We start from the raw sequence: 15,611 nt of genomic DNA, 5'->3' as shown, positions 1-15,611 counted from the left end.
TCCCGGCCAAGCGGCCGGCGCCGGCATTTCGATGAAATTTATTGTTCTTTCCCAACCTTTTTCTATTACCAATATGATATCATCGCAAAATTCTGGCGTGCGTCGAGGCGGCATCGGAAATGCATTCATGAAGACCGGTCAAAGAACCGGCCCGCCACTTTAAAGGCAGCCTCAATCCCATGCGCGATTTCATCCTGACTTGCCAGTGGCACACCATCATGGGCGTTGGCATCGTATTTTTTGCCTGCCTGTATTTTGTTTTCGGAAGCATCAACTGGCTGTTCAGCCGCTGCATCCTGCCCGCTTTCGGCTATGGCCGGGTGCTCGATCCGCGGCCGCTGGCGCCGCGGCAGCTGCGGCGCGAACTGGGCGAATCCGCCGTCACCATATTCCTGTTCGGCACCGGCATGGTATTCCCCTGGGGCTTGCTGCAGCTCGGCTGGGCCAGGCTGGCCGAGCAAGCATCAGGCTGGCAGATCGCGCTGGAAATCCTGTTCATGGTGGTGTGGAATGAAGTGCATTTTTACCTCAGCCACAGGCTGCTGCATGTTTCGTGGCTGAAGCGTTTTCACCTGCCGCATCACCGTTCAGTGGTCACCACGCCATGGACTTGCTACAGCTTCACGCCGCTGGAAGCCATGATGCTGGGCAATGTACTGCTGCTGCCCATGCTGCTGCACGATTTCAGCATTTATTCGCTGGCCTTCGTGCCGGTTTTCAGCATCGTGTTCAACAACATCGGCCATTCCAACTACGATTACCTGCCCGACGCCGACCGCGACCGCTGGTGGCTCAACGGCGCGCGCCGCCATCATTTGCACCACGCCTGCTACCACGGCAATTACGGCTTCATGTTCCCGTTCATGGACCGGCTGTTTGCCACCGAACTGGCGCCCGATGCGGCGGAAGCCAGGATTGCCCGCGGTGCGAAACCGGACGAGAAGCAGAATGCTGCGTAACCGCCGCGACTGGCAAAGCCTGGCGTATCTCATTGCCTTGCCGCTGCTGGCAGCCTATCTTTGGCGCCATCCGGAACTGTCGCTGCTGAACGCGCTGCTGTACGGCTTGCTGCTATTCCTGACCTTAGGCACAGGCGTGATCCATCACAACCACGCCCATTTGCGCATGTGGAACGGGCGGCAACTCAACCGCCTCACCGATTTCTGGATCACCCTGCTGCAAGGCCATCCCACTTTCGTCTTCTATCCGGCGCACAACGGCAACCATCACCGCAACCGCCACGGCCCGCTGGACGTGGCGCGCACTTACCGTTTCGGCGGCGACACCAACCATCTGCTCGGTTACCTGCTGCATCCGGTGCAGGCCGCGCTTGCCCTGTATCCCCTGATATGGCGCTGGCTGCTGCGCATGCGCAGGCGCCATGCCGGCGTATTCCGTTACTTCCTGCGTCAATACCTCGCAGTGGCTTTGCTGTGGATGCTGCTGGCCTGGCTCGACTGGCACAAATTCCTGCTGCTGGTGCTGCTGCCTCAGCTGCACGGCTTGCACTGGCTGCTGGCCACCAACTATCTGCAGCATGCGCATGCGGACGGCGATTCGCCGACCGACTTCGCCCGCAATTTCGAGGGCCTGGTCAATCCGCTGCTATTCAATATCGGCTTGCATACGGCGCACCATCGCCATCCGCGTGCGCACTGGACGCAATTGTCCGCCCTGCACCAGCGCTACCGCCACCTGGTGCATCCGCAACTGAATGCAGGACCGTTACTGCCTTATATGTTCCGTACTTTCATTTTGAGTCTGCTGCTGCCGCACCGGGCCAGCCGCAGCCTTATGCAGCCAGGGAAGAAAAATGCCAACTGAGTTCAACCGCGTATATCTCGCCGCCGCAGGATTCCACCTGCCCGGCGCACCCGTCGGCAACGACGACATGGATCGCTATATCGCTCCGATCAACCGCATCTCTGCCCGCATCAAGCAGCGCATCCTGGCCGAGAATGGCATACGGACGCGACACTATGCCATCGACGCCGATGGCAATACCGGGCAAAGCCACGCCCAGCTGGCGGCCGGCGCCATCCGCGACTGCCTGCGGCAGATCGATACCACGCTAGACCAGGTTTCCTTGCTGAGCGTAGGATCTTCCGGCGGCGACGCCCTGATGCCAGGCTTTGCCAACATGATCCAGGGCGAACTGGGCGCACCGCCCATGCAAACCCTGTCCAGCCAAGGCGTGTGCGCGGCCGGCGTCAGCGCCATAGAATTTGCCGCGCAGGCGATAGAACTCGGCACTCACCAGCTGGCGCTGGCGGTCGCCGCCGAAATGCCGTCGCGCATGTTCAAGCGCAGCCGCTTTGCTCCGCGCGGCTACCAGAGCGATTTCGACGCGCACTTCTTGCGCTGGATGCTATCTGACGGCGCCGGAGCGATGCTGTTCAGCCGCCAGCCGCGGTCGCGCAACGGCCTGCGCATCAAGCTCAAATGGGTGCACCAGAAAAGCTTTTCCGGGGACTATCCGGTCTGCATGCAGCTCGGCCTGACGGAAGACCGCAGCAAATCATTCCTGGACTTTGCCTCTTCTGGCGAAGCTGAAGCCGCAGGCGCACTGTCGCTGCGCCAGGATATCCGCCTGCTGCCGCATCTGTTCGATGTCTGCATCCACGAGTACGTCAAGCTGGTGGAAGCAGGATGGATCAAGTCTGAAGAGGTTGACCATTTCCTGTGTCACTACTCTTCCGCCAAATTCATGCCGGTGGTGGAAGAGTTGCTGGCCAAAGCAGGGCTCACCATCCCGCCTGAACGCTGGTACAGCAACCTGGCTACCCGCGGCAATACCGGCGCGGCGTCGATTTTCATCATGCTGGCGGAATTCCTGCAGGAAAAGACGCTGCACGCCGGCGAAAAGATTTTCTGCTTCATACCGGAATCGGGCCGCATCACTGCCGCCTACATGCTGTTTGAGGTGGAAGATGCGAACGCGCCTGAATCCGTGCAGTCTGCCGCGGCGGCGGGCGACAGTCCCGGCGCCAGCGCCGCCACGCCGGCGATCGCCGCCCCGCATCAGCCCGAGGCTGCGCCGCTGCCGCTGCAGCCTCTGCTGACGCGCCTTGCCAGCCTGTGGCAAGACTACCGTTCGCAAGCCTGGCGCACCCCCGTGATCCATCGCCTGGTCAGCGGCCGTTTCGACGTCGCCGCCTACCGCAACTGGACCGCGCAGTGGGTGCCGCAAGTGAAGGAAGGCAGTTTGTGGATGCGCGAAGCCGTGACCTCGCTCAACGGCGAGTTTGCCGCGCTCGGCCAGCTCATCACTACCCATGCCGGCGAAGAGCAGAACGATTTCCAGATCCTATACCAGGACTACCAGGCGGCCGGCGGTGAACTGCCGCTGGAGGCGCTCAAGCGCAATCCCGGCGGCGAAGCGCTCAACAGCTATCTGCACGCCTTGGCCTCTAACTCCAACCCGGTCGGGCTGCTGGGCGCCATCTACATTATCGAAGGCACCGGACAACGGATCGTGCCGGCGCTGCTGCCCTTGCTGCGCCAGCAGGTGGCATTGCCGCCGCAGGCATTCCGTTTCCTGGAATACCACGGCGCCAACGATGAACATCACCTGGCGCGCTGGCTAACCGCGGTGGAGATCACCCTGGCCCTGGATCCAAAGGCGGCTGAGGCAATCTACGCCACCGCCAAGCGCACCGCGCAGCTGTACCTGATGCAGCTGGAACATATACAAGATTAATTACCGGGCCGAAACCATGCAAAGCGACGATTTCCTGCAGCGCGCGCACGATCCGCGCGATCCCAATCCCTGGCTGGCGCTCTACCTGGATGGCAGCACGCCGCTGCCGGATCCGGTCAAGAGCGCCTGGCTGCACGACCTGGCGTCGCCATCGCGCCAGTACCTGCTGCCGTTCGTACGGCCGCTGGCGCGGCTGATGATCATCCTGATCCAGATCCTGAAGACGATCCTGCCGAAGCGCTGGTCGGCCTCGAAAACACTGCACCGCCTGCTGGTATGGGGCTTGAAAGGATTCGTCTCGCCCGAGGCCAACTGGCTGATACTGCGCCACTTCCACGTTGGCGCGCAGATCATCGAATTCATCGAGCGCAACGCGCCGGTCGGCGTCGCCCTGACGCCGCTGACGCCGTTGACGATCGACGACCTGGGCGACGAGCTGTTTTTGAAACATGACCTGAACCTGTTCAATTTCGTGATCCGGCTCAACCAGCAGCTGCGCTCCGAAGGCAAGGCCCTGGCGGCGGTGCAAGAGGTCGACTTCAGCATGATCAGCGAGCCGCCGCTGGCGCTGGCGGCCATGCCGCAGCGCGCTCTCAACTTCATCGACCTGCAGACCGCGATCGAGATTTTTACGCCGGTCTACCAGCTGTTCCTGACCGATAACGATTTCTGGCGCGCCGCCAATTCGCTGCAACTGGATGAAACCATGGCAGTGTATGCGGCCACCATCCTCAACTCTCCCCAGCACCTGCTGCTGTTGAACAACAAGCATCCGCTGGTGCCGATGTCCACCCTCGGCGCCGGCTACCGCCTTGTATTGCACGGGCTGTCGAGCGAGATGCTGCACTGCCTGCTGAGCGAGATGAAGCAAGCGCAGTTGGCAGCCGGCAAAACGGCCGCATGAAAAATTGACAAAAAAATGCCGTCCGGCGTGACAGGTCTGTGCGGCAATCATCATCTATAATTGGCCCGTTTCATCCTGTCTGCGCAATGCTTGCGTCCCTGTAAGTCATCCATGTCACGTATCCGCCGTCAAAAACTTGTGGTCTGGGCCTGCCTGTTTGCCATCTGGCTGGATATCCTCATGCCGACGGTTTCCCAGTCTCTCAAGGCGGCGGGAACGATACAGATCTACAACGACATCTGCACCTCGGCCGGACTGATCCATGCCGATCCAGCCGACAGCGGCAAGTCTTCTGCGCCGAAGGCCGATCATTGGAATGCATGCGGCTACTGTACGTTGCTGGCCAACAGCCCGCCGCCGCCAGCTTCTTTCGGCGTACTGCAGGCGATTGCTGCGAGTTTCGCGCACGCCAGCCTTGCGCTGTACGACTACATCCCGCCACGCCCGTTTCGCGGGCAGACTCATCCGCTCGACCCGCCTCCCCTGACGCTTTCCTGATTTCCGTTGCCGGCGCCTGAGGCGCCGCCTGTCCCCGATTGCGCCTGCAATCCGGGGACGCTTATCGTTTAAAGTCCAGGGGAATTTATGCTTGCTTTGCTCGCGCAAACCGAGAGTGTTTCAGCGCGCCGCTACTTGTCGTCACCACATTTGTTACGTCAGTCATCCGGATTATCCGCGGTGCTGCTGCCGCTGCCGTTCTTCCTTATGCTCGCCTTGCCCATGCTATCGCAAAGCGCATGGGCGGCAGAAGAGGACACGCACGCGGTGCCGGAAGTGTTAGTCACCGGCGCCAGGGAAAAGCGGGTGCTTGATCCCAACCTGCCCGCCAGCAGCGAACGGATCACGGCTGCGCAACTAGAGAATCTCAACGTCATCAATACTGAAGACGCCTTGAAGTACATGCCCAACATGGCGATTCGTAAACGTTTTATCGGCGATGAAAACGCCACCATATCGGTGCGCGGCAACGGCAACTCCCAGACCGCACGCGGCCTAGTGTATGCCGACGGCCTGTTGCTCAGCAATTTTCTCGGCAATACGTTTAGCTTCCCACCGCGCTGGTCTATGGTTTCCCCGGAAGATATTGCACAGGTGGATGTGATCTACGGCCCCTTTTCCGCGCTATACCCGGGCAATTCGATGGGGGCGACAGTTGCGATCACCACCAAGATGCCGACCAGACTGGAAGCAATGGCCAAGGCGCAGGTATTCAGCCAGCAATTCCGCCTGTTCGGCGTCGAAGGTCATTTCGACGGTAACAAAAGCACCGCGGCCATCGGCAACAAGATCGGCGACCTGTCCTTCCTGCTTGGCATAGACCACCTTAGCAATGCCGGCCAGCCTCTTGTGTATGCCAATCAGCTGCGCTCTACCCAGATTGCAACTGCGGCCGCGATTCCGGTCAGCGGCGCCTACCAATACACCAATCCTAACGGTGCTCCAGCCACCATCTTCGGCGTCAATGCCGAGGGCGCCGAGCGGGCGGTGCAGGATCAGTTCAAGTTCAAGGCCGTCTACGACATAACGCCCGCCGTGCAAGCCGGCTTCACTTTCGGCTACTGGCGCCAGCAGGTGAGCAACAGCACCCAGACTTTCTTGCGCGACGCCAAAGGTAATCCCGTGTATTCGGGCCTGGTCAATATCGGCGGTTATCAGTACAAGCTGCCAGACAATTTCTTTGCGCCGGCGGCCAGCGAAAGCGAGAACCAGCTGTACGGCTTGACGCTGAAAACCCGTCACGCCAGCGGTTGGAACTACGCTGCGATTGCATCGTATTTCGACATTTCAAAGAGCATTGCCAGATCCGCCAGCAGCAGGCTGGCCGGCAATACCAGCGGCGTAGCCACCTATGGCGACGGCTCGGGCTGGAAAACGCTGGACCTGGCGGCAGACTACAAACCGGCAACCATCAACGCCGGCAGCCATTGGCCGACCTTCGGCTATCACTACGATAATTATTTCCTGGAAAATACTACCGTCAACCTGAGCAACTGGCGCAGCGACGGCGGTGGTTTCAACAATGCCTTTGCCGGCAAGACCAAAACCCAGGCGCTGTTTGCGCAGGACGCGTGGCAAGTGAGCCAGCTCTGGAAACTGACCTACGGTGTGCGCTATGAAAACTGGCGCGCCTACGACGGCGCTCGCGCCACAGGCACTTCCGCGCAACGCTATGACAGCCGTTACGACAACCGCAGCCTGTCCTACTGGTCGCCCAAGGCGGCGCTGTCCTATAAGGCTTCCTCTGACCTGACAATCCGCTTTTCCACCGGTCGCGCCTACCGCTTCCCGACCGTCAGCGAACTATTCCAGGGTAGCCTGACCGGTTCCACGCTGGTCAACAACGACCCGAATCTCAAGCCGGAAAACGATCTGGCGAAAGAGCTGAGCGCCGAATGGTCGCAATTGAAGGGCATGCTGCGCATGTCCTTGTTTGAGGATGATGTGAAGAACACCTTATTCAGCCAGACCAACACGACGGTATTTCCCAATGTGACCAATATCCAGAACATAGACCGGGTACGCTCGCGCGGGATAGAACTCAGCTACTCCGCCGAAGACGTCTTCCTGCGCGGGCTGGACCTGAGCGCCAGCGTCGGCTACACCAGATCGATCATCCTGGAAAACAGCAAGAATCCGGCGACCGTCAGCAAGAATTTCTATCGCATCCCTTTGTGGCGCAGCAACCTGGTCGGCAGCTATCGCATCAACGACCAGGTCACCGTGATGCTGGCCGGGCGCTATTCCGGGCGGCAATACAACACGCTGACCAATACCGACAGCAACCCGAATACTTTCGGCGGCACCAGTTCTTTCCTGGTGTTCGACACCAAACTGACGCTCAAGCCGACCAAAAATACCGAGCTGGGAATCGGCATCGACAACCTGACCAATCGGCGCTACTACGTCTACTACCCCTACCCGGGCCGGACTTTCTATCTGGAAGCCAAAGTCAGTCTATGACGGGCTCAAGCAGATTCAGACAGCAAGCCGCGTACAACATTTTTAGCAAGGAACAGTCATGCAGACAGTCTTTCAGCAAGCAGCGCCGGACGAGAGCAGCTCAGTCTCATCGCGCAATTACCGCATCTTGTGGCGCTGGCATTTTTATGCCGGTTTATTCGTGATGCCCTTTTTAATCGTGCTGGCGATTACCGGGTCCATCTATGTATTCAAACCGCAAATAGAAAGCGTTCTTTACGGCGACAAATTATTTGTACCTGTCAGCACGCAGACAAGGCTTGGTTACGACAAGCTGCTCGGCATCGCCGCTGCCGCATTGCCGGCGGATGCAAAAGCAAGCGCGATTGCCGTCAGCCAGGACCCGCGACGCAGCACCGAAGCGGTATTCCGTCTGGCGTCCGGCGACAGCAGCAGCGTGTATGTGAATCCGTACACAGGCCAGGTGCTGGGCACGCTCAGCGTGGAACACAGGTTGATGAAGCAGGTGCGGCAAATCCATCGCGATCTGCTGCTGGGGAAATGGGGCGGCTGGCTGATGGAACTGGCGGCTTGCTGGACCTTGATCATGCTCGGCACCGGCATCGCCTTGTGGTGGCCGCGCAAGCAGTTTTCCGTGTGGGGCACCTTGCTGCCCCGCCTTAACCTGAGCGGGCGGGCTATCTGGCGCGAGCTGCATCTGGTGGTTGGCGTCTGGGTCTCGATCGGCGCGCTGTTTTTCATCATGAGCGGCTTGCCGTGGTCCAGCTTCTGGGGCAAGAATTTCCAGGCTGTCGTGACCTGGGCCGGCTCGCCGCGGCCACAGGCAGCGGCGCAAAGCGAGCACATCCACGGAACAGATGCGCCGGCTGACGCTCATCATTCGATGCCGAATATGCCAATGAAGATGCAGGACCTGCCGCTTGCCGACATCCCGTGGGCAGTCGGCGCAACCACGGTACCGATGTCGCAGGACATGCCGCGCCAATCCCTGAGCATCGATCAGGTGGCGGCGATCGCGGCGCGCAACGGCATGCAAACCTATCAACTCGCGCTGCCTGGCAAAAGTTCGGATGTATTTACCGCAGCCTATGCGCCGGGCGCTGGCGAGTTCTTGCGCTCCGACCTCGATCGGCAACGCACGCTGCATATCGACCAATACAGCGGCAAGATCATGAAAGACCTGCGCTTTACCGACTACAACCCAGTCTCCAAGCTGGTTACGCTGGGAGTTGCCTTGCATATGGGTGAATACTTCGGCTTGACGAACCAGCTGATTTGCGCGGCTATTTCATTAACCTTGCTGGCAATGGCTGTCACCGGCTTCGTGATGTGGTGGCAGCGCCGCCCGCAGAATTCCCTGGGTGCGCCGAAACGCGTGCTGCAAGCGCCGCCGTCGATCAGGCGCTGGAAAAGTTATATGGCGATCCTCGGCATCCTGTTTCCATTGATGGGGGTGTCGATGATTGCGGTATGGCTGGGCGATACGCTGTTTTTCAGAAACCGGGCTTGAGGTTTCTGAATCGTTTGCATCCCAACCTTTTCAGGCCAGAACTTCTGCGGCGATGCTGCCTGCTGTCATTTCACCGATGACAGCAGCTTCGGCAAACCCTTCGCGCCGGAACAATTCAAGTACCTGCGCCACCGCAGCCGCATCGCAGGAAACCAGCAAGCCGCCCGAGGTTTGCGGATCGGTCAGCAAGCTGCGTTGTACCGATGTGATGTTTTCTGCCAAAACCACATCCTGCGCGTAGCCGTTCCAGTTGCGGCCGGAGGCGCCGGTGATGTATCCCTGTTCGGCCAGTGGCTGCACCTGCGGTAACAAGGGGATCAATCCCATTTCAAGCCTGGCCGACAACTTCGCGGCCCGCGCCAGCTCCAGCAGATGTCCCAGCAATCCAAACCCGGTGACATCGGTCAGTGCGTTAACCCCGGCCAGTTCCGACAGCAGACGGCCCGGCGTGTTCAGTTTGGTTGTGTTGCTGATGAGCGCGGCATAACCTGCGCTATCCAGCGCGCCTTTTTTCAGCGCTGCCGACAGAATGCCGACACCGATCGGCTTGCCCAGGATGAGTTTATCGCCTGCCTTGGCGCCGGCATTGCGCTTGACTTTGGAGGGATGGACCAGGCCCAGCACCACCAGGCCATAGATCGGCTCAACCGAATCGATGGTATGGCCGCCGGCAATCGGAATGCCGGCCTCGGCGCAGATGGCCGCGCCGCCTTCGAGGATTTTGCCGATGACTTCCAGCGGCAGTTTATCGATAGGCATGCCAACCAGGGCCAGCGCCATGATCGGCGTGCCGCCCATGGCGTACACATCGGAAATCGCATTGGTGGCGGCGATACGGCCGAAGTCATAGGGATCGTCGACTATGGGCATGAAAAAATCGGTGGTGGCAATCAGCGCCTGTTCGTCGTTCAGCTTGTAGACGGCGGCGTCGTCGGCGGTTTCAATCCCGACCATCAATTCTTTCGGCACAGGAAAGCCACTCGAATTCTTGAGAATTTCCGCCAGCACGCCGGGCGCGATCTTGCAGCCGCAACCGCCGCCGTGCGAAAAGGAAGTCAGTTTGATGTTTGCTTGAGCGAGATCGGGCATACGGGTCCTCGGGTGGATATGGGTAAGAGATAGGATGCAAGCATACGCTCGATCCGGACTTATTTATTTTGATGCAGCAGTCTTGCCGCACGCTGGAAAGTAGCGTCTGAAATATCCGGAAGATCAAGTATCTGCGCCTCGGAAAACTGATCGAAATTTCTCTTGATCGATTGCGCATAAGCCGGATCATAGTGTTTCAGCAATAGCTCATCCACCAGTTCCTCGATGCGGCCGGACAAATTCAGCTGCTGCCAATAGGCGACCTTCTCGCGGCCGTGAACATACGTCAGGCAAGCCAGCTGGGTATTCAGCAAGGCCGGGGCGGCGATGAAATGCGCATAATCTTCCAACAGCAGCCGCACGCGGTCCGGGCGCGCAAGCGCGACCGCAAAACAGGGCGAGCTGCGCATGCGTTCCATCAGCATGTCGGGCACCCGCAGATTGCCGACCTTCTTGCTTTCGGATTCGATGAATACCGGCTGCTGCGGATCGAAATGCCGCAACGCTTCCCAGATACGGCTCTCGAAGGTTTTTTGCGAAGGTTGAGGTTCGGCCGGCAGATTGCCCAGCACCGAGCCGCGATGCGCCGCCATCTGTTCCAGATCCAGCACCTGTGCGCCCTGCTGCGCCAGCACTTGCAGCAGACGGCTCTTGCCGCTGCCGGTAGGGCCGCAAATCACCTTGAAGCTGAAGCGCTGCGGCAGTTCGGCCAGGCTGGCGCTGACGTATCTGCGGTATTCCCGGTAGCCGCCGTCGAGCTGCGCTACCGGCCAGCCGATTTTCGCCATGATGTGCGCCATCGAACCGCTGCGGTTGCCGCCGCGCCAGCAGTAAATCAAGGGTGTCCATTCACGCGGCTTGCTGAGAAACAGGGTCTCGATATGGGATGCAATATTGTGGGCGACCAGCACCGCGCCGAGTTTCTTCGCTTCAAACGCATTGACTTGCTTGTACATGGTGCCGATCTGCACCCGTTGCGCATCGTCCAGCACCGGGCAGTTGATGGCGCCGGGAATGTGGTCTTCGGCAAATTCAGACTGGCTGCGGGCATCGATGATGGCGTCGAATTGCCGGAGTTGCGGAAGGACTTCTTCAAAAGAAAGCAATGCTGGGTATTTCATGCGCGTTTTCTGTCAGGCGGATTGATCATTATAAGCATTTGCCATGTTGCTCTAGCCATCAGAAATCATCCGGCTGCGACAACGTGCCCCAGGCCAGCCGCACCAGCTCGTCTTCAAATTCAACGCTGCCCAGCAGCGGCGACTTTTCCAGCGAAGCGCTGCGGATGGCGCCGATGACGGCGCGGGTAACCACGAACATCATGGCTGGCGTCGGCGGCCGCAGCTTGGGGTGATGAATTCTCTGCATGCTGATGGCGATCCGCTCCGCCGTTTCGCGCAGGGCCTGGGTGATGTCTTCGTGATGATCGTGCTGCCAGGCAAAGCGGATCATCGCGCGCTTGGCGCTTCTGCCGCTGCCGAGACCTTCGATATTGATGCGGATGAACTGGCGCAGGAGGGAAATCGGATCGAGCTGGTCTACCTGGTTCTCGGCGCTTTCCATCAAGGCGTCGAGCTCATCCATTACGCGCCGCCGCTCGCGGGCGATGAGCGCCGTCAGTATCGCGTCCTTGCTGGGGAAATACTGATACAAGGTGCCTATCGAAAAGCCGGCCTTTTCGGCCACTTTATTGGTGGTCAGGCCGGCTTCGCCTTCGCTCTCCACAATCTGAGCAGTAGTCTGGAAAATGGTCTCTATGGTGCGCTGCGCACGTTCCTGGGTGGGTAGTTTTCGCATTACTTCAGAGGAGGAAGCGGGATTACGCCTGGTCATATCGACACCTGTCAAAAACTGAGCAACTTGCGAGTTTAAAACTGAATAAAGCTCAGTATAGTGCTTCTATCGTTATTGCATAACGTCATTCCGCAAAGGCAATCCGTGAACACATCCAATCCCCTGATGGTAAGAAAACTACTGGTCGATCTGTCGCAGGGCTTTCCGCGCCACTGGCTGGCTGGCAAAGCCTTCCGCACGCAATTTTTCAATGCCTTGTCGATGAGCTTTCCGGTCGGCGAACAAGACTTAACTGGGACGCCAGCGCAATATCCCGGCCTTGAGCAGGCTGGCCGTTACTGCCGCCTTTGAACACGCCACCGCAGTGCTGGCCGATCGGACCTTGCGCCACCCCGAAGTGATGGCGGGATCGGAGCCGATGCTGCAGACGCTGTGGAACTGGCATGCGGTGGAAGAAACCGAACACAAGGCAGTTGCCTTCGACCTGTATCGCACACTGGGCGGCAGCTACAAGACGCGGGTGCGCTGCTACGGTTTTGCCATGCTGCGCTTTAGCGTGATGGCAACCAGGCAAACCATCAACAATCTCTGGCATGACCGGGTTTTGTTCAAACCCAGCACCTGGATTGATGCGGCGCGTTTCTTTTTTGGCCGCTACGGCCTGGTCTGGCTCACGGTCGGTCCTCTGCTCAGTTACCTGAAACGCGACTTTCATCCATGGCAGCATGACAACCGGGAGCTGGCCGAACGGTGGCTTGCCAGCAATTCAGCCCGGTACGCGATCGTGCGCGGGCCAAAAGCAGCTTGATCGGCTGCAACGAAACTCCTGAACTTCTGTCGAATCGACTGAATATTGCGGGCGCATAGTCTAAAATGCAGCCGCCGTTTGAAATTAGTCGAATCAAGGAGTTTCGTTTATGTCCAGGATGTACAGCTTTTCTCGCGCCTCGCTGCCGGCTTTCGTGATTGCGTTGATGGCGGGCGCCCTTGGCGCCTGCTCGACCACCAAGCCGGCGGTCTATCAAGGCGAGGAATTCAGCGAAACCAGCACTTTTTCCCATGACTTTGCCACCTCCGCTCCTGCCACCTGCGAAGCGGCGCGCCGCACCTTGCTGAGCCAGGGTTACATCATCAAGCAAGCCAAGGCCGATATGGTCGATGGCCACAAGCACTTCCAGCCGGAAAGCGATGTCCACGTCGAGATCGAATTCCATGTGGTGTGCGCCCCCAACGACGGCCAAGGCAAAAGCACCACGCTGTTTGTCAGCGCCACCCAGGATCGGTACGCGCTCAAGAAAACCAACAACTCTGCCAGCGTCGGCCTGAGCGTGCTGGGTTCGGTCTCGATGCCCATCGGCAGCACCTCCGATTCGCTGGTCAAGGTTGCCAGTGAAACCATTCCAGCCGGGCAATTCTATGATCGTTTCTTCGGCCTGATTGAACATTACCTGGGTCTCGACACCGGCTTGCCTGCGGTGGATCTCGACGACAAGCCGGCGTTGCCGGTCAAGCCGTCGGCCAAAGCGCCCGAATAAACGCTGTGCAAGAAAAAGGCCGCTAGTGCAGCCTGCAAGCTCTGTTCCGCGTTTCAGGATGTCGCTTAAAACGCTTTTTTCAAGCCGATCTGGAAGGAATTGCTCTTGTTGCCGCCGGCGAACTGGCCGCTGTAACTGGCGTAAGCACTGAAGTCCGTCGCCAGTGCAATGCTGGCGCCGAGATCCAGACGGGCGCTGTTGGAAGGCCCCTGGTATGCAGGCAAACCGAAGCTGCCGGCCATGCCGACCACATTGGCGCGCACATCGCGCTCGCTGTTGTCATACTCCTTTTCCCATGCCAGCTTGGCAAACGGCTGCACCGTATATGTGCCCAGCACCAGCTTGCTGCTGACTTGCGCCCCCAGGCTGGAGACCAGCGAGTTGCGCCGTTGCGACTGGAAATTCATGGCTGTGCTGTCATTGCCGTTTTCCATGTAGCCGCCGACATGGACCTGTTGCCAGGTTAGGTTGGCGACCGGGCTCAGCACCATTGCGCCAAGGTTGAAGTCATACTGGCCGCCGATGCGCAACAGGAACTGATGGCCATTGGTGCTGCCAGTCTCGCTGCGGGTAGCCGCGCCCAAGGCGACGTTGCGGCTAACGTCCTTGTACTGCAGCGAGCCGATCATCCCCAGCGCGTTGAGAGCCCAGGCGCCGTCGCGGTATTGGGTGTAGGCCGAGAGCATGGCCTGGTCCAGCTTGAAGCCGCCGGTATTGGCGCCAAAATGCGCCCGGTTATGGGCGAAACCGAAAGCGCCGCCGACCGTGACATTCTGATTGAGCGCATAGTCGGCGCCAACCGACAAGCTGTTGGAGGAACCGTCCAGGCCGGGATTATTGCCGTTGTGATCCAGGCTTTGATGCGTATTATCATAGGCCGCATAGGCTTCGACCTGCCCCGCCCGCGGCGTCAGGCGCATGCGATCGTCGATCACCCGAGTGAAGCTCTGGGCGCTGGCCAGCGGCGCTTCCGCCAGCATGCCGATCTGGCCGGGAGCCTGCAATACCGAGACGATATATTGCGCCAGGATGGCATGGCCGGCGCCGGTTGGATGAACGCCGTCGGCAAACAAATAGGTTTTATTGGCATTCGGCGCCACCAGGGTCGACGTGGTGCAGGTCGAAGAAGAACTGGTGGTGCAAGCCGGCGCGGTGACGTTGGTGAAGCCGTACAAACCGGGATTGGCAATCGCTTCACGCAGCAGGCCAAAGGCGTTGAGGGCGACGATATTGCCTCCAAGGCCGCTCAAGCCGCTGTTCAGATTGGCGTTGAAACTGGTTGAAGCCGCCGTCCACAAGGAACCCAAGGCCGGATTCGACGATCCCTGCGGGGTGCGACCGATATCCGGCAAATTGATCACGATCACAGTGCCGGCGCCGGCTTGCTGCAATTGCTTGACCAGGCCGACCACATTGCCGGCCTCGCCGGTTACTTGTTGAATCACCTGCGCCGCGGTGGCAGTCTGCGTCGCCGGATTCAGCAAACCGGCGAGATTCGACAGGGTATAGCCGAACACATCGTTGGCGCCAGCCCAGACAGCATACAAGCCCTTGCTGTCCAGTTTCGGATTGGCGGCCAGATAACCCTGGACCTGGCTGGTGACGGTCGGTATCAAGGGCGCTGTGGCAGCGTCGGGGAAACCGTTCTGGTTGGTGACACGGGCGCCGGCGACAGCAAAGTCGGTACCGCCGGCAGCCTGTACGCCGGTCGGCGTCAGCACCGCGGCGGGATTGGCAGCAGTGCCGTATTTGTGTGCCAGGATTTGTGCCCAGACCGGATCAGGGTTAGTGGTAGCCGAAGGCTGCTTGCCGACGCCGGTAAAATATCCGCTATCGGTCAACGAGTCGCCGAAAATCACCGCCTGGGAAAAATTCGCGGCGCTTGCCGGCGCGCAAATCACAAACCCTGCGCCGAATACTGCCACGGTGCGCGTCACCACCGTCAATGCGTGAACCATAGGGCGCAGGCGGAATTTGGATAAAGATAGTTGCAATTGTGTCTCCTTCTTCTATTTATAGATGTTGTGCCGTCAACATATTCCACGCCGACACCATTGTCAATTAAACTGCATAGACAGAACCTTCGAAATTCGGCGGCGTCGCGTACTTATCACCAAGCATCACCAAACGCATTGCTAA

General features: G+C 59.3%; 14 protein-coding genes. 10 read left to right on the top strand and 4 right to left on the bottom strand.

The window, feature by feature from the left end; all coding sequences use genetic code 11:
• The first annotated feature begins 179 nt into the window (after positions 1-179).
• The 7 genes from KHU33_RS05990 (at position 180) to KHU33_RS05960 (ending at position 9,054) form a co-directional block, all read left to right on the top strand.
• The gene (locus KHU33_RS05990) at positions 180-959 is read left to right on the top strand and encodes a sterol desaturase family protein (RefSeq protein ID WP_230414084.1); all 780 of its coding nucleotides are present in this window, start codon (positions 180-182) and stop codon (positions 957-959) included.
• On the top strand, positions 949-1,824 hold the full coding sequence (locus KHU33_RS05985) for a fatty acid desaturase (protein WP_230414083.1): 876 nt from the start codon (positions 949-951) through the stop codon (positions 1,822-1,824). The genes KHU33_RS05990 and KHU33_RS05985 overlap by 11 nt, the downstream gene beginning before the upstream one ends.
• The gene (locus KHU33_RS05980; protein WP_211461599.1) at positions 1,814-3,700 is read left to right on the top strand and encodes an iron-containing redox enzyme family protein; all 1,887 of its coding nucleotides are present in this window, start codon (positions 1,814-1,816) and stop codon (positions 3,698-3,700) included. The genes KHU33_RS05985 and KHU33_RS05980 overlap by 11 nt, the downstream gene beginning before the upstream one ends.
• Positions 3,701-3,716: 16 nt before the next feature.
• A complete protein-coding gene (locus KHU33_RS05975) occupies positions 3,717-4,604 on the top strand; it encodes a DUF6999 family protein (RefSeq protein ID WP_211461598.1) in 888 nt (295 codons plus the stop codon).
• Between the two features lie 111 nt (positions 4,605-4,715).
• A complete protein-coding gene (locus tag KHU33_RS05970) occupies positions 4,716-5,102 on the top strand; it encodes a DUF2946 domain-containing protein (RefSeq protein WP_211461597.1) in 387 nt (128 codons plus the stop codon).
• 87 nt (positions 5,103-5,189) lie between these two features.
• A complete protein-coding gene (locus KHU33_RS05965; RefSeq protein ID WP_230414082.1) occupies positions 5,190-7,565 on the top strand; it encodes a TonB-dependent receptor in 2,376 nt (791 codons plus the stop codon).
• A gap of 58 nt (positions 7,566-7,623) precedes the next feature.
• Positions 7,624-9,054 (top strand): PepSY-associated TM helix domain-containing protein, encoded by a 1,431-nt coding sequence (locus KHU33_RS05960; RefSeq protein ID WP_211461596.1) that lies wholly within the window; start codon positions 7,624-7,626, stop codon positions 9,052-9,054.
• 30 nt (positions 9,055-9,084) lie between these two features.
• Here the strand turns inward: KHU33_RS05960 and selD are convergent, their stop codons facing one another.
• From selD to KHU33_RS05945, 3 genes are read right to left on the bottom strand one after another with little or no spacing between them, the layout of a single operon-like run.
• Positions 9,085-10,143: a selenide, water dikinase SelD gene (selD, locus tag KHU33_RS05955; RefSeq protein WP_211461595.1), complete on the bottom strand. Its 1,059-nt coding sequence runs from the start codon at positions 10,141-10,143 to the stop codon at positions 9,085-9,087.
• 59 nt (positions 10,144-10,202) lie between these two features.
• A complete protein-coding gene (gene mnmH / locus KHU33_RS05950) occupies positions 10,203-11,264 on the bottom strand; it encodes a tRNA 2-selenouridine(34) synthase MnmH (RefSeq protein WP_211461594.1) in 1,062 nt (353 codons plus the stop codon).
• A 58-nt stretch (positions 11,265-11,322) separates the two neighbouring features.
• Positions 11,323-11,940, bottom strand: coding sequence for a TetR/AcrR family transcriptional regulator (locus KHU33_RS05945; protein ID WP_230414081.1), 618 nt, complete (start codon positions 11,938-11,940; stop codon positions 11,323-11,325).
• A 141-nt stretch (positions 11,941-12,081) separates the two neighbouring features.
• On the opposite strand from KHU33_RS05945, the gene KHU33_RS26325 reads away from it, so the two are divergent.
• The 3 genes from KHU33_RS26325 (at position 12,082) to KHU33_RS05935 (ending at position 13,472) form a co-directional block, all read left to right on the top strand.
• Positions 12,082-12,288, top strand: a complete 207-nt coding sequence (locus KHU33_RS26325; RefSeq protein ID WP_230414080.1) for a metal-dependent hydrolase — start codon at positions 12,082-12,084, stop codon at positions 12,286-12,288.
• Positions 12,257-12,745, top strand: a complete 489-nt coding sequence (locus KHU33_RS05940; protein WP_230414079.1) for a metal-dependent hydrolase — start codon at positions 12,257-12,259, stop codon at positions 12,743-12,745. Before KHU33_RS26325 ends, KHU33_RS05940 begins: the two co-directional genes overlap by 32 nt.
• 109 nt (positions 12,746-12,854) lie before the next feature.
• On the top strand, positions 12,855-13,472 hold the full coding sequence (locus KHU33_RS05935; RefSeq protein ID WP_230414078.1) for a DUF2242 domain-containing protein: 618 nt from the start codon (positions 12,855-12,857) through the stop codon (positions 13,470-13,472).
• 65 nt (positions 13,473-13,537) lie between these two features.
• Here the strand turns inward: KHU33_RS05935 and KHU33_RS05930 are convergent, their stop codons facing one another.
• Positions 13,538-15,466, bottom strand: a complete 1,929-nt coding sequence (locus KHU33_RS05930; RefSeq protein ID WP_211461592.1) for an autotransporter outer membrane beta-barrel domain-containing protein — start codon at positions 15,464-15,466, stop codon at positions 13,538-13,540.
• Between the last annotated feature and the right edge of the window lie 145 nt (positions 15,467-15,611).

The organism is Collimonas silvisoli, from assembly GCF_018305005.1.
Lineage (GTDB): Bacteria > Pseudomonadota > Gammaproteobacteria > Burkholderiales > Burkholderiaceae_D > Collimonas > Collimonas silvisoli.
The sequence above is the reverse complement of the archived record's forward strand: the minus strand, read 5'-3'. Positions and strand labels throughout refer to the sequence as shown.